Annotated in this window: 14 protein-coding genes; 11 read left to right on the top strand and 3 right to left on the bottom strand. The window is 41.6% G+C overall.

Annotated features, from left to right (window positions below):
- Window positions 1-33 precede the first annotated feature (33 nt).
- The 4 genes from metH to BSCG_RS23160 all read left to right on the top strand — a co-directional run bounded on the left by metH (window position 34) and on the right by BSCG_RS23160 (window position 5,133).
- On the top strand, window positions 34-2,781 hold the full coding sequence (metH, locus tag BSCG_RS23150) for a methionine synthase (protein WP_004310799.1): 2,748 nt from the start codon (window positions 34-36) through the stop codon (window positions 2,779-2,781).
- An 11-nt stretch (window positions 2,782-2,792) separates the two neighbouring features.
- Entirely contained in the window at window positions 2,793-3,392 is a 600-nt protein-coding gene (locus BSCG_RS23155; RefSeq protein ID WP_008774926.1) for a nitroreductase family protein, read from the top strand.
- 71 nt (window positions 3,393-3,463) lie between these two features.
- A complete protein-coding gene (locus BSCG_RS30350) occupies window positions 3,464-3,589 on the top strand; it encodes a symporter small accessory protein (protein ID WP_004296931.1) in 126 nt (41 codons plus the stop codon).
- A complete protein-coding gene (locus BSCG_RS23160) occupies window positions 3,586-5,133 on the top strand; it encodes a sodium:solute symporter family protein (RefSeq protein WP_004296930.1) in 1,548 nt (515 codons plus the stop codon). Before BSCG_RS30350 ends, BSCG_RS23160 begins: the two co-directional genes overlap by 4 nt.
- Window positions 5,134-5,169: 36 nt before the next feature.
- Here BSCG_RS23160 and BSCG_RS23165 read toward each other — a convergent pair whose 3' ends face one another.
- Window positions 5,170-6,561 carry a transglycosylase SLT domain-containing protein gene (locus BSCG_RS23165; RefSeq protein WP_004305959.1) on the bottom strand — a complete coding sequence of 464 codons (1,392 nt, stop codon included), beginning with the start codon at window positions 6,559-6,561 and terminating at the stop codon, window positions 5,170-5,172.
- 17 nt (window positions 6,562-6,578) lie between these two features.
- The gene (gene udk / locus BSCG_RS23170; protein WP_008648370.1) at window positions 6,579-7,190 is read right to left on the bottom strand and encodes a uridine kinase; all 612 of its coding nucleotides are present in this window, start codon (window positions 7,188-7,190) and stop codon (window positions 6,579-6,581) included.
- 108 nt (window positions 7,191-7,298) lie between these two features.
- Between udk and BSCG_RS23175 the strand changes: the two genes are divergently transcribed.
- Together BSCG_RS23175 and BSCG_RS23180 are read left to right on the top strand one after the other, a co-directional pair.
- Window positions 7,299-7,598: a Dabb family protein gene (locus tag BSCG_RS23175; protein WP_008774925.1), complete on the top strand. Its 300-nt coding sequence runs from the start codon at window positions 7,299-7,301 to the stop codon at window positions 7,596-7,598.
- A 15-nt stretch (window positions 7,599-7,613) separates the two neighbouring features.
- Window positions 7,614-9,671: a protein-disulfide reductase DsbD family protein gene (locus BSCG_RS23180; RefSeq protein WP_008774924.1), complete on the top strand. Its 2,058-nt coding sequence runs from the start codon at window positions 7,614-7,616 to the stop codon at window positions 9,669-9,671.
- Window positions 9,672-9,776: 105 nt separating this feature from the next.
- Here BSCG_RS23180 and BSCG_RS23185 read toward each other — a convergent pair whose 3' ends face one another.
- Entirely contained in the window at window positions 9,777-10,481 is a 705-nt protein-coding gene (locus tag BSCG_RS23185) for a pirin family protein (protein WP_004296925.1), read from the bottom strand.
- 195 nt (window positions 10,482-10,676) lie between these two features.
- Here BSCG_RS23185 and BSCG_RS23190 point away from each other — a divergent pair, with 195 nt between their 5' ends.
- The 5 genes from BSCG_RS23190 to BSCG_RS23210 form a co-directional block, all read left to right on the top strand.
- Window positions 10,677-11,279 (top strand): RNA polymerase sigma-70 factor, encoded by a 603-nt coding sequence (locus BSCG_RS23190; protein WP_004305965.1) that lies wholly within the window; start codon window positions 10,677-10,679, stop codon window positions 11,277-11,279.
- An 86-nt stretch (window positions 11,280-11,365) separates the two neighbouring features.
- A complete protein-coding gene (locus BSCG_RS23195) occupies window positions 11,366-12,355 on the top strand; it encodes a FecR family protein (RefSeq protein WP_008774922.1) in 990 nt (329 codons plus the stop codon).
- A gap of 208 nt (window positions 12,356-12,563) precedes the next feature.
- A complete protein-coding gene (locus BSCG_RS23200) occupies window positions 12,564-16,007 on the top strand; it encodes a TonB-dependent receptor (RefSeq protein ID WP_008774921.1) in 3,444 nt (1,147 codons plus the stop codon).
- 23 nt (window positions 16,008-16,030) lie between these two features.
- A complete protein-coding gene (locus tag BSCG_RS23205; RefSeq protein WP_004305970.1) occupies window positions 16,031-17,422 on the top strand; it encodes a RagB/SusD family nutrient uptake outer membrane protein in 1,392 nt (463 codons plus the stop codon).
- A 27-nt stretch (window positions 17,423-17,449) separates the two neighbouring features.
- Window positions 17,450-17,827 (top strand): fibronectin type III domain-containing protein (locus BSCG_RS23210; RefSeq protein ID WP_008774920.1); only part of this gene is annotated, 378 nt, incomplete at its 3' end.

Below are 17,827 nucleotides of genomic sequence, written 5' to 3'. Positions count from 1 at the left end.
AGAGTGGTAATTAGGTATTAATGTGATAGGGTAATGAAAAAGACAATTTCTCAGATCGTATCCGAACGCATCCTTATTCTGGATGGGGCAATGGGTACAATGATTCAACAATATAATCTCAAAGAAGAAGATTTTCGTGGTGAACGTTTTGCGCATATTCCCGGACAGCTGAAAGGGAATAATGACTTGTTGTGTCTGACACGTCCCGACGTGATTCAGGATATTCATCGTAAATACCTGGAAGCGGGTGCGGATATCATCGAGACCAATACATTTAGCTCAACCACAGTTTCTATGGCTGATTATCACGTAGAAGAATACGTACGTGAGATGAATCTTGCAGCCGTAAAATTGGCTCGTGACCTTGCTGACGAGTATACAGCCAAGAATCCAGATAAACCACGTTTTGTGGCCGGCTCCGTAGGACCTACCAATAAAACCTGTTCTATGAGCCCGGACGTGAACAACCCGGCTTATCGTGCTTTGAGTTACGACGAACTGGCTGCATCCTATCAGCAACAAATGGAAGCAATGCTCGAAGGTGGGGTAGACGCCATTCTGATTGAGACAATCTTTGATACCCTAAATGCCAAAGCTGCAATTTTTGCTGCCGAACAAGCCATGAAAATGACAGGCATAGAAGTGCCGATCATGTTATCTGTAACAGTGTCTGATATTGGCGGACGAACATTGTCCGGACAAACATTGGATGCATTTCTGGCTTCTGTGCAACATGCCAATATATTTTCAGTCGGTTTGAATTGCTCATTCGGTGCCCGTCAGTTGAAGCCGTTCCTGGAACAGCTGGCATCCCGTGCACCTTATTATATTAGTGCCTATCCGAATGCCGGGTTACCGAATAGTCTGGGTAAGTATGATCAGACACCTGCGGATATGGCTCATGAAGTGAGAGAATATATTGAAGAAGGATTAATCAATATTATTGGTGGCTGTTGTGGTACGACAGATGCTTATATTGCTGAATATCCCGCCCTTGTAGAAGGAGCTAAACCACACGTTCCTGCCTCTGCGCCGGATTGTATGTGGCTCTCCGGACTTGAACTGTTGGAGGTGAAGCCGGAAATAAACTTTGTGAATGTCGGCGAACGTTGCAACGTAGCCGGTTCGCGCAAGTTCCTTCGTCTCATCAATGAAAAGAAATATGATGAAGCCCTTTCTATCGCCCGCCAACAAGTGGAGGACGGTGCTTTAGTGATTGACGTCAATATGGACGATGGATTGTTGGAGGCAAAGACAGAGATGACTATTTTCCTGAATCTTATCATGTCCGAACCGGAAATAGCCCGTGTTCCGATTATGATCGATTCTTCCAAATGGGAAGTTATTGAAGCCGGACTGAAGTGTCTTCAGGGCAAATCAATCGTCAATTCTATTTCTTTGAAAGAGGGAGAGGAAGTTTTCCTTGAACATGCCCGAATCATCCGGCAATATGGAGCCGCTGCTGTGGTCATGGCGTTCGACGAGAAAGGACAGGCAGATACAGCCGCCCGTAAAATCGAAGTTTGCCAACGGGCTTACCGTCTTTTGGTTGACAAAATTGGTTTTAATCCTCACGATATTATTTTTGACCCCAATGTGCTTGCTGTAGCTACGGGGATTGAAGAACATAATAACTATGCTGTAGATTTTATTGAAGCTACCGCTTGGATAAAGAAAAATCTCCCTGGTGCACACATCAGCGGAGGAGTCAGCAACCTCTCTTTCTCTTTCCGTGGCAACAATTATATCCGTGAGGCCATGCATGCAGTGTTCCTTTATCACGCCATCCAACAAGGAATGGACATGGGAATTGTGAATCCGGGAACTTCCGTATTGTACACTGATATTCCGGCTGATGTCTTGGAAAAGATAGAAGATGTTGTCTTAAACCGTCGTCTGGATGCGGCGGAACGGCTTATCGAATTAGCGGAATCTCTGAAAGCAAACATGAGCGAAACTGCCGGACAACCGGCTGTCAAGCAAGATGCCTGGAGAGAAGGAACTGTTCAGGAACGTTTGAAGTATGCCTTGATGAAAGGAATTGGAGATTTTCTGGAACAGGACTTGGCAGAGGCATTGCCTCTTTATGATAAAGCTGTCGATGTAATTGAAGGACCGCTGATGGATGGAATGAACCATGTTGGTGAACTGTTTGGTGCCGGTAAGATGTTTCTTCCCCAGGTTGTGAAGACTGCCCGCACCATGAAGAAAGCCGTAGCTATCTTGCAACCGATCATTGAATCGGAAAAAGTGGAAGGAAGTGCTTCGGCAGGTAAAGTGCTACTGGCAACTGTAAAGGGGGATGTGCACGACATCGGAAAAAACATTGTAGCTGTAGTGATGGCCTGCAATGGTTATGATATTGTAGATTTAGGAGTAATGGTTCCTGCAGAAACCATCGTTCAGCGTGCTATTGAAGAAAAGGTAGATATGATCGGGTTGAGTGGACTGATTACTCCATCTTTGGAAGAAATGGCTCACGTGGCTGTTGAACTTGAAAAAGCAGGTTTGGATATTCCTCTTTTGATTGGTGGAGCCACTACATCGAAGATGCATACGGCATTAAAGATTGCTCCTGTTTATCATGCTCCGGTAGTACACCTGAAAGATGCTTCCCAAAATGCAAGTGTCGCTTCCAAATTGCTCAACCCGCAGGCAAAAGCCGAGCTGGTGAATGAATTGGAAACAGAATATGAAGCACTCCGTGAAAAGAGTGGGCTGATGAAGCGTGAAACTGTTTCGTTGGAAGAAGCACAGAAAAATAAGTTGAACCTGTTTTAAACATTGTCACAATGAAAAAGATTTTCTTTTTCTTATGTCTGATTGTAGCAGTCACTGCTATGACCTCCTGTTCTTCTGCAAAAGAAGAAAAAGGAACATCCGGAACCGGAAATGCTGTGTTGGATAATATTTTCGAGCGCAAAAGTGTGCGTGCTTATCTGAATAAAGGAGTAGAGAAAGAGAAAATCGACTTGATGCTTCGTGCCGGAATGGCTGCTCCTACGGGTAGGGATATCCGTCCATGGGAATTTGTGGTAGTATCTGATCGTGCCAAACTAGATTCAATGGCAGCAGCACTTCCTTATGCCAAAATGCTGACGCAGGCCCGTAACGCCATCATTGTCTGTGGAGATTCAGTACGCTCGTCATATTGGTATTTAGATTGTTCTGCAGCAGCACAGAATATTTTGTTGGCTGCTGAAAGTCTGGGATTGGGTGCTGTATGGACAGCGGCCTATCCTTATGAAGACCGTATGCAAGTAGTGCGTAAATATACTAACCTGCCCGATAATATTCTTCCGCTTTGTGTCATTCCTTTTGGCTATCCGGCTACAAAAGAGAACCCGAAACAGAAATTTGACGAGAAAAAGATACATTATAATCAGTATTAGTAAACAAAAGTTTTGTCTTTTCAATAATTTCCTTACATTTGCGTCTAAATTGATTAAAATCTGATACGCAAATGTTTGGAATAGACGACCCTTTTATTATTCTGCCTTACCTGCTTTCGGTGGTATGTGTGATTTTTGCTGCCTGGTTTGGGCTGAAATATTGGAATAAGGACGACGAAAAAGACGAAACCCGATGAATACATTTACTCTTGGACTAATTGTGGTAGCTTATCTGCTGTCACTGGCCTACCTCGGCTTTTTGGGATATAAGAAAACAACGAATACCAGTGACTATTTGGTAGGCGGACGTCAGATGAATCCTATCGTAATGGCACTTTCTTATGGTGCTACGTTTATTTCTGCATCTGCTATTGTAGGTTTTGGAGGAGTGGCGGCTGCTTTTGGAATGGGTATTCAGTGGCTCTGTTTCCTCAATATGTTTGTTGGGGTGGTTATAGCTTTTATCTTTTTCGGTTTGCGTACCCGGCGTATGGGGGCGAAGTTGAATGTGAGTACTTTCCCTCAATTATTAGGCCGTCATTTCCGTTCCCGTAATATACAGGTATTTATTGCTGCTGTTATTTTCATCGGAATGCCGCTTTATGCAGCGGTTGTAATGAAAGGTGGAGCCGTATTCATCGAACAAATCTTTCAGATTGATTTCAATGTTTCCTTATTGATATTTACCTTGGTTATTGCTGCTTATGTCATAGCAGGGGGAATGAAAGGAGTAATGTATACAGATGCTTTGCAAGGAGTTATCATGTTTGGCTGTATGTTATTTCTGTTGTTTTCTTTGTATCAGGTGCTTGATATGAACTTTATCGAAGCTAATAAAGAATTGACTGCCATTGCTCCGCTAGTTCCGGAAAAGTTTAAAGCGCTAGGACATCAAGGATGGACTGCAATGCCCATCACAGGTTCTCCACAATGGTATTCGCTGGTAACTTCTCTCATTTTAGGAGTAGGAATCGGCTGTCTTGCACAGCCGCAGTTAGTGGTTCGCTTTATGACCGTGGAGAGTAGCAAGCAGTTGAACCGCGGTGTATTTATCGGTTGTTTCTTTCTGATTATAACAGTAGGGGCTATCTATCATGCTGGAGCCTTGAGTAATCTTTTCTTCCTGAAAACAGAAGGAGCGGTTGCTACCGAAGTTGTGCAGGATATTGATAAGATAATTCCATATTTTATTAATAAAGCGATGCCCGACTGGTTTGCCGCACTCTTTATGTTGTGCATCCTTTCAGCCAGTATGTCTACGTTAAGTTCGCAGTTCCATACGATGGGTGCTTCGGTAGGCTCTGATATTTACGGAACTTATAAACCCCGTTCACGGAATAAACTTACCAATGTGATCCGTCTGGGCGTATTATTCTCTATCCTGGTCAGCTATATTATTTGTTATATGTTGCCTCATGATATTATAGCCCGCGGAACTTCTATCTTTATGGGAATTTGTGCAGCCGCTTTTCTTCCGGCCTATTTCTGTGCTTTATATTGGAAGAAAGCTACTAAACAAGGTGTCATGGCAAGTCTTTGGGTGGGAACAATCGGCAGTCTGTTTGCTCTTGTGTTTCTTCATCAGAAAGAATCTGAAGCATTAGGTATCTGTAAAGCGTTATTCGGACGGGATGTGTTGATTACCACTTATCCTTTCCCTGTGATTGACCCGATATTATTTGCCTTACCATTATCTGTATTGGCTATTGTCGTAATCAGTCTGATGACCTATAGGAAATAAGTATTAGGTATTACACCTAATACTTAATACTTTATCTCATGCTTTTATTTTCTTTTTGTAGGATTCGTAGCGCGACATAATATCTCGAACGAAATTGTAAGTCTCGATGCCACGGAAATATCCGTTTTTGCAGACAGGATCGTTGAAGTATTCTTGATTGCTTTTAAGCAAGATGAAGTTTTCTACATTATCTTTCCATACTAATTTGTTTTTCCCGTATTTTTCGGCTAGTGCCATTGCGTCATATATATGTCCCAAACCGGCATTGTAAGATGCCAGGATAAAATTGAGCCGTTCCTGCTTATCGGGAATCATGCTGAAACTCCGGTCGGTGGCAGTAATATATTTGATAGCCGCTTTCACACTTTCCTCCGGATTCTGCTCTTTGCCGGGAGGTACTCCCATTGCACGTGCTGTAGCAGGCATTAACTGCATGAGTCCTTTGGCACCTGCCCAAGATACAGCGGTAGTGTCAAAATTGGATTCTGTATACGCTAATGATGCAAGCATACGCCAGTCCCAACCGATGTCTTTGGAATACTTTTTGAATAAATGGTCATAATGAGATATCTTTCCTTCTTTTAAGGAGAGGATAGGAGAGTGCGGCATCATTTTACTATTCTCAAAATAACGTTTCATACTGGCTGTGTAAGCAGGAGAAGTCATGTTTTCCTGATGCCATTGGGTAGCGGCGGCTGCCAGCTCGGGGCTGTCTTTTCGTACCGCCCACGAAGAACGTTGATCGAAACTGATGGACAGGCCGATATTTAAATTGGGATAATAGGTCTTATTAAGTCTGGCTAAATCATTGTCGGCCACCGTATACAGAATTTTTCCTTGCGCTACTTGCGTAATCAAGTCCTCAATAGTGATACTGTCATTGGTGACTTCATGAATCCGGATACCTCCTCCTAATTCACTATTCAGATTGACGAGGCGGTCATAATATTTCCCTGGTTTTACGTATATATCTTTTCCGACCAGTTCGGTTACATCTTTCAACGGCTTCTGTTTTCCTCTTCCTTGCTGAACAATTACCTGGTGAGTAATTACATCTTCGCCACAATAAAGAAGACTGTCTTTCCACTCTTTGGTGATTGGTAGATTATAGGCAATCATGTCTCCTTCACCTGCCAATAATTTTTGGATCATTTCGTCGACGCTGTTGGCTACTTCAATCCTAAGTTTTAGTCCCAGGCTTTTGGCAAACTGTTCACTAAGTTCATATTGGAACCCCATTTCTTGTCCCCGGTAAATGAAATAGGAAGTAGAGCTATATAATGTCAATACAACGAGTTCGCCACTATCTTTTATTTGTGGAAGATCACGCGCTGTCTCATCCATCTTGTTATGATGCTTATTCCGGCATCCGAGCATACAACAAAATAGAATAAGAAATAAAGGAATACTCAGTGTCTTGACATTCATTTCTTAATTTTTAATTTTTAATTCTTAAGGTGCTTCTTGATGTACATAGTCAGTATATCAATAGCTACCCTATTACTGCCTCCTTCCGGTACAATAAGGTCGGCATATCGTTTGCAAGGTTCGATAAATTGCAGGTGCATAGGTTTTAAAACCCGTGTATAGCGTTCCATTACAGCTTCGGCAGTACGTCCGCGCTCAATGACATCTCTCTGAATGACACGAATCAGGCGTTCGTCGGGATCGGCATCAACAAATATTTTGAGGTCCATCATATTGCGCAGCTTTTTATCACATAAGGCAAGGATTCCTTCAATGATAACCACCTCACGAGGTTCGATATGAATGGTTTCGGGCTGGCGCGTGCATGTGAGATAAGAATAGGTGGGCTGTTCGATACTCTTCCCTTCTTTCAGCGTCATGACATGCTTGGATAGCAGACTCCATTCAAAAGCATCCGGATGGTCAAAATTGATATTCTGGCGTTCTTCAACCGGGACATGACTACTGTCTTTGTAGTATGAATCCTGTGGTAAGAGTACTACTTCTCCTGCGGGGAGGCTTTCTATAATTTTCCGTACGACGGTGGTCTTTCCGGAGCCCGTTCCGCCTGCTATTCCTATAATTAACATCTCTTTAAATGTATATTTGAACCAAATAGAGTATTTTTGCATTACTATTAATGTGGTAAACGCATTAACAAGACAAATATAGAAACAATTCATTAAAATAACAACGTAATGGTAAAACACATTGTATTATTTAAGTTAAAAGACGAAGTTCCTGCTGAAGGGAAACTGGAAGTCATGACTAAATTCAAGGAAGCGATAGAAGCTCTTCCTGCTAAAATTTCTGTAATTCGCAAAGTGGAGGTCGGATTGAATATGAATCCTGGTGAAACATGGAATATTGCGCTTTACAGTGAGTTTGATACACTAGAAGATGTTAGATTCTACGCAACACATCCCGATCACGTAGCTGCCGGAAAGATTCTGGCTGAAACGAAGGAGAGCCGTGCGTGCGTAGACTATGAATTATAAACCCCAAAAATAAAGATGAGAAAAATAATTTCTTTCCTGCTTTTAAGCTTTGTTGTATATGCATTGCAAGCGCAGATCAAAGATCCGGTAAAGTTTAAAACAGAGCTGACAGCTCTCTCCGATACGGAGGCAGAGGTGGTGTTTACAGCTACCATGGATAAAGGTTGGCATGTTTATTCTACCGATCTGGGAGATGGCGGCCCTATTTCCGCAACATTCAATGTTGATAATAAATCGGGTGTCGAGCTTGTAGGCAAACTGAAGCCTGTAGGCAAAGAAGTATCTACTTTCGATAAATTGTTCGAAATGAAGGTACGCTATTTCGAGAATACAGCAAAGTTTGTGCAGAAAGTAAAATTCACGGGTGGAGCTTACGCAATCGAAGGTTATCTGGAATATGGAGCTTGTGATGACGAGAGTTGTCTGCCTCCTACTCAGGTGCCGTTTAAGTATTCCGGAGTAGCAAAAGCCGGAAATGCCGCTACAACAAAAACAGAGCAACCGGAGCAAAAGGTAGCGGATAAGCAAAAAGAAGAACCCGTTCCTGCTGCTACGAAAGATTCTTCTGCGATGATGGAACTGGTGCCTGCAACTACAACCGAAGCTGCTACGGATATTCAGCCTGCTGTTGCATCGGGTGATCTTTGGAAACCGGTAATCAGTGATTTACAAGCCTTAGGAGAAGAACATGGTCAGGAAGACATGTCCTGGATATATATATTCATAACAGGTTTTCTGGGTGGATTATTGGCATTGTTTACCCCTTGTGTATGGCCGATTATTCCGATGACAGTCAGTTTCTTCTTAAAACGTAGTAAAGACAAAAAGAAAGGAATTCGTGATGCGTGGACATACGGTGCATCTATCGTAGTGATTTATGTGGCATTGGGCTTGGCTATTACTTTGATTTTCGGAGCCAGTGCATTAAACGCTTTATCTACCAATGCTATTTTCAACATTCTCTTCTTCCTGATGCTGGTGATTTTTGCTGCTTCATTCTTTGGAGCGTTTGAAATCAGGCTGCCGTCGAAGTGGGGAAATGCAGTAGATAGCAAAGCTGAATCTACGACCGGATTGCTAAGTATTTTCCTGATGGCTTTCACGCTTTCATTGGTATCTTTCTCTTGTACAGGTCCGATTATCGGCTTCTTGCTGGTACAGGTATCTACAACAGGAAGCGTAGTTGCTCCGGCAATCGGTATGTTAGGATTTGCCATCGCTTTGGCATTGCCGTTTACACTCTTCGCCCTGTTCCCGTCTTGGCTGAAATCGATGCCAAAGTCCGGCGGATGGATGAATGTTATCAAGGTTACGCTGGGTTTCCTCGAATTAGCATTTGCACTTAAATTCTTGTCAGTTGCTGATTTGGCTTATGGTTGGAGATTGCTTGACCGCGAAACATTCCTGGCTTTATGGATTGTCATCTTTGCTTTGCTTGGATTCTACCTGTTGGGCAAGATCAAATTCCCGCACGATGACGATGATAATAAGGTGGGAGTAACCCGCTTCTTTATGGCGTTAATCTCTTTAGCATTTGCCGTATATATGGTTCCCGGTTTGTGGGGAGCACCATTGAAAGCCGTATCTGCATTTGCTCCGCCTATGCAGACGCAAGATTTCAATCTGCATAAGAATGATGTACACGCGAAATTCGATGACTATGATTTAGGAATGGAATATGCCCGTCTGAACGGAAAACCGGTTATGCTCGACTTTACCGGATATGGTTGCGTAAACTGCCGTAAGATGGAAGCAGCGGTATGGACTGACCCGAAAGTGAGTGATTTGATTAATAACGACTACGTATTGATTACACTTTATGTAGATAATAAAACTCCGTTGACTGAACCTGTGAAGATTATCGAAAACGGTACAGAACGTACTTTGCGTACTGTCGGCGATAAATGGAGCTATCTGCAACGTGTGAAATTCGGAGCTAATGCCCAGCCTTTCTATGTATTGCTGGACAATCAGGGTAAACCGTTGAATAAGTCGTATGCTTATAACGAAGATATTCCTAAGTATATTGAATTCTTACAGACCGGATTGGAGAATTATAAGAAAGGAAAATAATGATTTCTCCGATAATGACCAATCTTGGATAATGAATAAAAAAGCGGTCTCATCTTTTCGATGAGGCCGCTTTTTGAATAGAATAAATTGAAATTTTAGCGAAAATTACATGGGTACTTCTATTAATAGAAGTTGGGTTCCTTTTAATATATGTATCGGGAATTCTTTTGTATCCCAAACACCGATACCATCACGTTTGGACAGCCGTTCTTCCGCCACTGTGATTTCTCCTTCAAGTACGAAGATATATACTCCGTTACCTTCCTGATGCATCTTATATTCGATTGTTTTTTCCGTATCGAAGCTTCCCATAGAGAACCATGCATCTTGTTTGATAGAAGCTGGAGTCTTCCCGTTCGGAGACAGGATTAGCGCCAGTTCATTTGGTTTCAGGAGCGGACGAATATCGAAGTTGTTATACTCCGGTTTGGTGTTTTCAACTCGTGGAAATACCCATATCTGCAGGAATTCCAGTTGTTCTTTATCACTGCCATTGTATTCACTGTGATAAATACCACTACCTGTACTCATAACCTGAATATCACCTGGAGTGATGGTTTTAGTGTTTTGTACACTGTCACCATGTTTCAGGTAACCTTTCAGAGGGATGGAAATCACTTCCATATTTTTATGCGGATGTGTATCGAATCCCATAGACGGGTCTACACTGTCATCGTTCAGCACTCGTAATGCTCCGAAATGAATTCTTTCCGGATTATAATAGTTGGCAAAACTGAATGTGTGATGGGTCTTGAGCCAGCCGTGATTGAAATAGCCTCTTGATGAAGCTCTGTCGATTACTTTTTTCATAATCTTCCTTTCTTTTTTAATAGAACTTTGGTGTGCGTCTTATTTGCACTTTACTATTACTAATAACAATGGAAAGGTAGATAAAGTTCTTAACGGGAGATTTAATAAGAAGGGAGCTTTATTTTTTTATTTCAGAAAAAATACATACGTTTGTAACATCATAACAATACCTTTGTGGCCAAAAATAAAGAAAGTATGTACGCAACAGACACTCTAATGGATGAACGGGAAGTGGTTCTCCGTCTGATAGACGGAGATGAAGAGGCCTTTTGCGAACTTTATGCCGCTTATAAGAATCGTTTGCTCTACTTCGCCCTGAAATTCGTCAAGTCGCATGAATTTGCGGAGGATATATTTCAGGATGCGTTTACGGTAGTTTGGCAAACCCGTCGTTTCATCAATCCCGAAGCCTCTTTTTCTTCCTATCTTTATACTATTGTGCGTAATCGTATTTTGAATCAGTTGCGGGATATGGCTAATGAAGATCAGCTGAAAGAGCAGATTCTTTCTCAAGCGATCGATTCAACGAACGAAACGAATAATCATATTCTGCTCAATGATTTGAAAGAGATTATTGCCCGTGCATTGGAGCAATTAACGCCCCGCCAGCGTGAGGTATTTAAAATGAGCCGTGAACTACAGATGTCTCATAAAGAAATAGCCGAAGCATTGGGAGTTTCAGTTCATACAGTGCAAGAACATATTTCTCTTTCTCTAAAAGTGATTCGTTCCTATTTGACTAAATATTCAAGTACATCAGCCGATGTACTTTTGATTCTATTGTGCTTGAATTTATAATAAATGTTAATCACACCCTAGCTCTTTCTTACTTTTGTGTATTACTTATACAAAGGGAAGGAAATTAATATCCTTATTTTGAATATATGATGAAAGATACTAAAACAGAAAAAGATAAATTGCATCGCTATCTGGATGATCTTTATATCCGGGATGATGCTTCACAGTTGTTGCAAAGTATTAAGGATTCAGAAAACCAAGATATATTGGACGAACTGGCAGCAGAGGTTTGGGAAGAATCCGGGAACCTGCAACCTGGTAATGATTTGGAGCGGGAAAAATATAAGAGAGAGGCACGCCAATTACTGAAGCGTATTGAACACAAAAAACGTACATGGTTCCGCCGGGCTTCTGTGGTGGCAGTCAGTACAGCGGCTGTAATAGCCATTATCATAGGGAGTGTCAACTTTTTCCGGTATATGAATGAACAACAGGTCACACTGGCTGAAATTACCACTTCCTTTGGTGAGAAAAGACAAGTGACTTTGCCGGACGGGACTCTTTTGGTTCTGAACTCTTGTTCGCAAGTGCGTTATCCGGATCGTTTTGTTGGAGATCTCCGTGAAGTGGAACTTGAAGGAGAGGGATATTTCCGTGTTGCCCGTAATGAAAAGATGCCATTTGTTGTGAGGACGAAGCGACTGGATGTTCAGGTGTTAGGTACCCGGTTTGATGTAAAATCCTATTCAACAGATGAAATAGTGTCTGTGAGTGTGGAGAGTGGTAAGGTGCAGGTCGATTTGCCGGAAGCGATGATGAGGTTGACTGCTAAAGAACAGGTGCTTATCAATACTGTTTCCGGAGAATATAGTAAGAAAACAGAGGATAGGGGAGTGGCTGTCTGGATGAAAGGTGGGTTACGCTTTTACAGTACACCTATCCGCGATGTGGCAAAAGAACTGGAACGGGTATATAATTGCCGGATTACTTTTGCTCCCGGTCAGGATTTCAACAACTTGATTACCGGCGAACATGATAACAAGAGTCTGGAAGCGGTACTTAAATCCATTGAATTTATCAGCGGTGATATCAAATATAAGAAAGAGGGCATCAATGTACTTCTTTATAAAGAATGAGATGAATAATAGATAATGTTCAACCTTTTAAAAAATAATAGATGAAAACAGCTCCTTCATGAACCTCCCCAAAATGATAGAAGCACTCCAAAGGAATGCCTCTATCCGCAATCCGGACGGATATTCATAAGCTTCGACCCAAATGAATAACGTATCGCGCATTGCTTGTTTTTAATAACTTTAGTCAATTACTAAAACGCACAAATTTATGAATAATCTTCTTATTTGTAAAGGGATAAGTAAAAATAGCTGTTCGTTTTTAGCTTTTTTACTATTCACCTTCATTTTAATAGCTCCGGCTGCTGCTCAGACATTGAAAGAGCATGATATTACGCTTCGTGTGCAAAACGAGCCGGTAGAGAGTGTTTTCAATAAAATCAGCAAACAAACTAATTTTAAGTTTCTCTATGATCAGGAGACGGTGAACAAGGCTCCGAGAGTTTCTTTCGACATTAAAAATGCTTCATTAAAACAGATTCTGGGAGAAATTACTTCCCAGGCCAAGCTTTATTTCAATAGGACCGATCATACAATTGCTGTCAGCAAACAGCCGCTTAAGAAAGAAGAAACTGCTCAACGTGCACGCACTATCCAGGGAATAGTTGCAGATGATAAAGGAGAACCGGTGATTGGTGCCAGTGTGCAGATTAAGGGAGAAGGCAGTGGTACGATTACCGATATTGACGGACGTTATTCATTAATGAATGTATCGGAGTCTGCAACATTGACTATTTCTTATATTGGATATAAAACGGTAAATATCTCTGCAAAGGATAAAAATACGGCGAAAATCACGTTGGTAGAAGATAGTAAGATGATTGATGAGGTAGTAGTGGTGGGATATGGAGTTCAGAGAAAAAGAGACGTCTCTACTTCTATTTCTTCCGTGAAAGCTGAACAAATTGCGGATGTTTCTGCTTCAGACTTTCGTCAGGCGTTGGCAGGTAAGATGCCGGGGGTACAGGTTACACAGCCAAGTGGTGATCCGGAGGGAAGTGTAAGTATCCGTGTTCGTGGTATCAGTACGGTTAATGCCGGTAGTGATCCTCTTTATATTATTGATGGCGTGCCGGTGGAACGTGGATTTGCCAATCTGAATAATAATGATGTCGAATCTGTGGAAGTTTTGAAAGATGCTTCGTCGGCAGCTATTTATGGTAGTCGCGGTTCCAACGGTGTAATTATTATCACGACCAAGCAGGGACAGTCGGAAAAGATGAAAGTGCAGTATGATGGATATTATGGTATCCAGAGTGTTTCGAAGAAACTTTCAATGATGAATGCATATCAGTTTGCCGAATTTGCAAAGGATGGTCATGACAACGCTTATCTGGATGCTAATCCCGGAGGTTCACCGGATGACCCGAATGGAATGCGCCCGAATTCATGGGAACGTATTCCTACCGAACTCTTTCCCTATCTGAATGGTGATAAGGGGTTGACGGATACGGATTGGCAAGATGCTATTTTTCGTACTGCTGCTACTACCAGCCACAATGTTTCTATTTCCGGCAGAGGAAAGACAGTCGGCTATTTCATTTCAGCTAACTATTATGATAAAGAAGGTATTATAATTAATTCCGACTTTAAGAAATATAGTATGCGTATGAATTTGGACGGGAAATATAAAAGACTGAAATTCGGTTTGAATTTTTCTCCTTCCTATTCTACTTCCAATCGGGTAGATGCTTCCGGATCTAATGGTATTGTGCAATCGGCATTGATGATGCCTCCGGTATGGCCGGTGTATAATGCGGATGGCAGCTATAATTATCAGGGAAACGGCTATTGGAGAATTGGAAATGACTATCAGCATAATGCCGTATTGAACCCGGTAGCCATGGCAAACTTACAATCGGATGTTGTAGACCGTATGGCGATTGTCGGAAAAGTTTTTGCTGAATTGGAGTTGTATAAGGGGCTTACTTATAACATTTCTTTTGGTGGCGATTATTATGGTTCGCATAATGACCAATATCGTTCTTCGGAACTTCCTTTATTGGGACAAAAGTATTATGATGTAAAGTCAAATCCGACAGCCTACAGTTCATCAGGTTTTTATTTCAACTGGTTGGTGGAGAATAAAATCAATTATAACACAACGATTAAAGATGCTCATTCCATCAATGTGGTCTTAGTACAGTCGGCTCAAAAAGAGACATATAAAGGAGATAATGTGACGGCGACCGATTTCCCGAACGACTATATACAAACAATTTCCGGAGGTACGGTGACGAAAGGTGCATCCGATAAAACCCAATGGACGATTGCTTCTTATCTGGCGCGTATGCAGTACAGCTATAAAGGTAAATATATGGCTTCGGCGGCTATTCGTGCAGACGGTTCTTCCCGTTTTGGCAAGAATAATCGGTGGGGATATTTTCCTTCAGCTTCTTTGGCGTGGAGAATAAGCGGAGAAGACTTCTTTATGAAGGCTAAGTGTCTGTCGTTTGTTGATGATTTGAAGTTAAGAGCGAGTTATGGAGTGACCGGTAACTTCCAGATTGGTAATTATGATCATTTGTCTCTGATGGCTTTGGATAATTATGTGCTTGGCACAGGTAACGGACAATTGGTGAATGGTTATAAGCCAAGTACCATAAAGAATGAAGATTTGAGTTGGGAAAAGAATGCGATGGTGAATGTGGGTGTTGATTTGCAGATGTTCAAAGGATTGCTGGGACTGACTGTGGATTATTATAATACCAATACCTCTAATATGTTGTTGAATGTACCAGTTCCCCACTTGACCGGATATAGCACTGCATTGATGAATATCGGTAAAGTGAATAATAGGGGATGGGAAGTTGCTTTGACCTCACAGAAGAATATAACTAAAGATTTCGGTTATTCGTTTAATGCTAATTATGCCACTAATACGAACGAAGTGAAGGCACTCGGTCCGGGTAATGCTCCTATCATATCTACCGGTAGCGTAGATCATGCTTATTACATAACGAAAGTCGGTGAACCCATCGGATGTTATTATCTGTTGGTGCAGGATGGAATTTTCTCCAATGAAGAAGAATTAAAAAAGTATCCTCATTTCAGCAATACCCAGCCGGGAGATTTCCGCTTTGTGGATGTAGACGGGGATGGAGTGATGGATTTGGATAAAGATCGTACAATCGTGGGTAACTATATGCCCGATTTTACCTATGGGTTTGGTGGTAAAGTCTGGTTTAAGGGATTTGACCTTGATTTTAATTTTCAAGGAGTATATGGTAATGAGATTCTGAATCTGAATCGTCGTTACATTGATAATCTGGAAGGTAATACCAATGGCACCACTATAGCCTTGAATCGTTGGAAAAGTCCGGAAGATCCGGGAAACGGTCAGGTGAACCGTGCCAATCGTAAGTCAAAGGGTTATAATGGTCGTACTTCAACTTGGCATCTTGAAGATGGTTCTTATCTGCGACTGCAGAATGTGACACTAGGATATACTTTGCCGAAGAACTTGACTCAACGCTTTTTCGTGGAAAAATTAAGAGTTTACGTTTCCGGACAAAACTTATGGACTTCGACTAATTATAGCGGATATAATCCGGAAGTAAATGCACGTCCGAGTAATTCTCTTTCACCGGGTGAGGATTATGGAACTTATCCATTGGCTAAAACATTCTTGTTCGGGCTGAACATAACACTTTAATCATCCTTTAAAATACACGTTATATGAAAAAATATAAACTAATACTATTCCTGTCAACTGCTTTGTTATCAGTTGCTTGTACAGATAGTTTCTTCGATTTGGAACCGAGTAGCAGTGTGCCTACCGACAAGGTATATAAGACAGCGGAAGATTTTAATGTAGCCGTGATAGGATGTTACTCCAAATTGCAGACACAAGTTTCCTATTTTACAGAGTGTTGCGAATATCGGAGTGATAATTTGACATTGAGTGCGCCCACTGCCGGAACACAAGACCGTTATGATATCGATCAGTTTGCAGATAAAGCCTCTAACGGAATTTTGGAAGATGCCTGGGCGAACTTTAATAATGGAGTCTATCGTTGCAATCTTGTATTAGATAGAATTGATGAGGCCAACTTCGACGCAACTCTGAAAAAACAATATAAAGGCGAAGCTCTTTTTATCCGTGCCCTTACTTATTTTAATATGTATCGTTTATGGGGAGGGATACCGATGACTAATAAAGTGGTGACGGTGGCTGAAGCTCTTAAAATCGGGCGCAGTTCCGATCAACAGGTTTATGATTTTCTTGTCGGTGATTTGAATCAGGTTATTAATGAAAATATGTTGCCGTCTTCTTATACAAGTGCCGATATGGGACGAGTGACTTCCGGTGCTGCAATGGCATTGCTCGGCAAGATTTACCTGACTTTCCATAAATGGACGGAGGCTCGCAATGTGCTATCTCAACTAGTGGGTCGGTATTCTTTAATGACTACTCCCGAACAGGTGTTTGACGTGAACAATAAAATGAACGATGAGATTATTTTTGCTGTTCGCTTTAATAAGGATGTTGAAGGAGAAGGACATGGATATTGGTTCTCTATTATTAATCTGACTGATGATACCAATCAGACAAAGTCTCTGAAAGAGTGCTACAAAGATGGGGATAAGCGCAAGAATCTGATTACCTATGTAAAGGTGGAAGATAAAGTATGCGTGATGAATAAATTTAAGGATGTCAAAAGTGCGACCTATAATACAGTCGGTAATGACCAGATTATTCTCCGTTATGCCGATGTGCTGTTAATGTACGCTGAAGCTTTGAATGAAATCAGTTATAGTAATTTGCAGAATTCAGAAGCTATGGTTGCTTTGAATGCTGTGCATACTCGTGCCGGATTGTCTCCGCTTCAGATAACAGAGCTTCCCGATCAGGATAGCTTCCGTAAAGCGATTATGTTGGAACGTCAACAGGAGTTTCCTTATGAAGGACAGCGTTGGTTCGATTTGGTACGTATGGGAGGTGCTAAGGAGGCTATGAAAGCAGAAGGACATATTATTCAGGACTATCAATTCCTGTATCCTATTCCAAAAACGGAGTTGGAAAGAATAAACAACACAGAACTGTTGTGGCAGAATACGGGATATTAATAGGATTAAACTAAAAGAAATCAAACGATGAAAAAAATACTATATAGCTTGTTGTTTATTTTCACGGTAGTCTTTACTGCTTGTGAAGAAGATCTGCCAAAGGCAAGTTTCGATTTATATGAACTGAAGTCACTAACGGCAACAGCCGGAGATATGAATGTGACTCTTTCCTGGGAAGCATACGAGAATGCCCGTCCGAATGAATATTTGATTCTTTGGACTTCCGGATCATCAGAAGCGGAAGGAGGCGAGATGACTGTGGATGCAAAAACAATGACTGCCACTATCAATAATCTGGTGAACGATGTTGCTTACACTTTTTCTGTGCAACCTCGTTATGCGGGAGGATTGGCCAGTAAAACTACTGCTGCCTGTACACCGAAGAATGCAAGATATCCGATTTCT

The organism is Bacteroides sp. 2_2_4, assembly GCF_000157055.1.
Classification (GTDB): Bacteria; Bacteroidota; Bacteroidia; order Bacteroidales; family Bacteroidaceae; genus Bacteroides; species Bacteroides ovatus.
This window is presented reverse-complemented; position numbering and strand designations above follow the sequence as displayed.